Origin of the sequence: thiotrophic endosymbiont of Bathymodiolus puteoserpentis (Logatchev), assembly GCF_900127505.1 — a bacterium.
Taxonomy (GTDB): Bacteria; Pseudomonadota; Gammaproteobacteria; order PS1; family Pseudothioglobaceae; genus Thiodubiliella.
Genome location: NZ_UEXF01000019.1, coordinates 1 through 1,809, shown reverse-complemented (window position 1 = coordinate 1,809; position 1,809 = coordinate 1). Strand labels below are relative to the sequence as shown.

Below are 1,809 nucleotides of genomic sequence, written 5' to 3'. Positions count from 1 at the left end.
TTGATAAATATTCTCTGTCTAATTGCTCCAAACCTAATTCATCTACCTTGAGTTCACTCAATGCTTCATGTGCAATGGCTTGATGCACGATGCCATTGGTTTTAACATCAGCAAAATCACGCACTCGGCGTAATAATCGATTCGCAATTCTTGGTGTGCCACGAGAACGCTTAGCAATCTCTAATGCACCGTCTAACTCTATTTGGATATCTAAAATATCGGCAGAACGCACCACAATTGTTTGTAAATCTTTGACTTCATAAAACGCTAAGCGTTGGACAATGCCAAATCTATCTCTAAGTGGTGAGGTTAACATACCTGCACGCGTGGTTGCGCCAATCAAAGTAAATGGTGGTAACTCCAGTTGCACAGAATGTGCAGCTATACCCTCACCGACCATAATATCGAGTTTAAAATCTTCCAACGCAGGGTATAGAATTTCTTCAACCACAGGATTGAGGCGATGAATCTCGTCAATAAACAACACATCATAAGGTTCAAGTTTAGTGAGTATTGCTGCCAAATCCCCTGAGCGCTCTAATACAGGGCCAGAACTTTGCTTAAACCCTGCACCCATTTGATTAGCAATCACATTTGCCAAGGTGGTTTTTCCCAGCCCTGGTGGACCATAAATTAGGGTGTGATCCAGTGCATCGCCACGCTTTTTGGTAGCTTTAATAAACAATGACATCTGAGATTTAACATCTTTTTGGCCGATATATTCACTGAGCAATTTAGGGCGAACCGAAGTCATAATAATGGCTTCGTTTTCCTGATTCTCTGCACTTACTAAGGAGTCTTCTTCTATCATATTGCGTTATTTTAACCGATTAACTTCTTGCAACAGCAGTTTGATTTTAATGTGTTTATTTGGATGACTTAAACGGATAATTTTTGGATAAGCAACCCCCTTAAACACTTGATGTTTACTCGTGCTAATCTGCCAACCTTGTCTCTTGTTGTTATTACCTTTAAAAACAATATCCTCTAAAGCCTCTACTGGAAAATACCAACCCAACTCAAGCTTCATCCACTGCTCTAAGGTTAATAAAGTGGGTTTGTCATCAATAAACAAGCCTTGTTCGGTTTGCTTTATTTGTCTTTGCCCAAACCCAAGCGAGCCACTAAATGTTAATTGATAATACCCGCCTTGTTGGCTAAATTCAAAGCCGACTATGTCGGTTTTTTTATTGCGCATGACACTGAGGCGCCCTTCTATCGTCCATGCACTTGGAATATTGTTTGAATAAACCAACTCTTTGGAGTGCTCTGGTATTGTTGAACAAGCGGATAAAAAGCCAAATAGCAACAATAATACAAGTGTTTTCATGGCTGCGTATTGTAACGCTAAACAACGCTCTTATGGTATAATTGAGCGTTTATTTCTCTAATTTTTTTCGTGCCTAAAATTGCCATTTTAAGTGTTAACCATCAACTTGCGCCTGTTGCAGTGCGTGAGAAAGTTGCGTTTTCAGCCAATGAATTACCCAATGCTTTGAGGCAACTCAACAGCACGCAAGGTATTGAGGCTTGCGTCATTCTATCAACTTGCAATCGCTCTGAAATTTATAGTATTGTTGATAGCAACAATGCACAACAAATACTGAGTGATTATCTTGCCACCACGCACAATGTTGCCAGAGAGAAATTAGACCCTTATTTGGTTTATTTTGAAGGCGACGATGCACTCAAGCATATCTGTCGCGTAGCAACTGGACTGGATTCTTTGGTATTGGGAGAGCCACAAATCTTAGGGCAACTTAAAGATGCTTACCATACTGCCAAAGAAGCAGACACACTAAACAAGTT

Annotated in this window: 2 protein-coding genes and 1 pseudogene; 1 reads left to right on the top strand and 2 read right to left on the bottom strand. The window is 40.2% G+C overall.

Annotation, left to right across the window (positions count from 1 at the left end; genetic code table 11):
• Nucleotides 1-811: Holliday junction branch migration DNA helicase RuvB (gene ruvB, locus BHECKSOX2_RS01985; protein WP_139682458.1), on the bottom strand; the 811-nt coding region annotated here is incomplete at its 3' end.
• A gap of 6 nt (nucleotides 812-817) precedes the next feature.
• Nucleotides 818-1,330 (bottom strand): lipoprotein insertase outer membrane protein LolB, encoded by a 513-nt coding sequence (locus tag BHECKSOX2_RS01980; RefSeq protein ID WP_139682243.1) that lies wholly within the window; start codon nucleotides 1,328-1,330, stop codon nucleotides 818-820.
• Between the two features lie 69 nt (nucleotides 1,331-1,399).
• On the opposite strand from BHECKSOX2_RS01980, the pseudogene hemA reads away from it, so the two are divergent.
• Nucleotides 1,400-1,809, top strand: a pseudogene (hemA, locus tag BHECKSOX2_RS01975) (glutamyl-tRNA reductase); the annotation flags it as partial.

Bases quoted from the DNA above. Each gene is read 5' to 3' on its own strand.
- BHECKSOX2_RS01980 (WP_139682243.1), bottom strand. From the start codon at position 1,330: ATGAAAACACTTGTATTATTGTTGCTATTTGGCTTTTTATCCGCTTGT.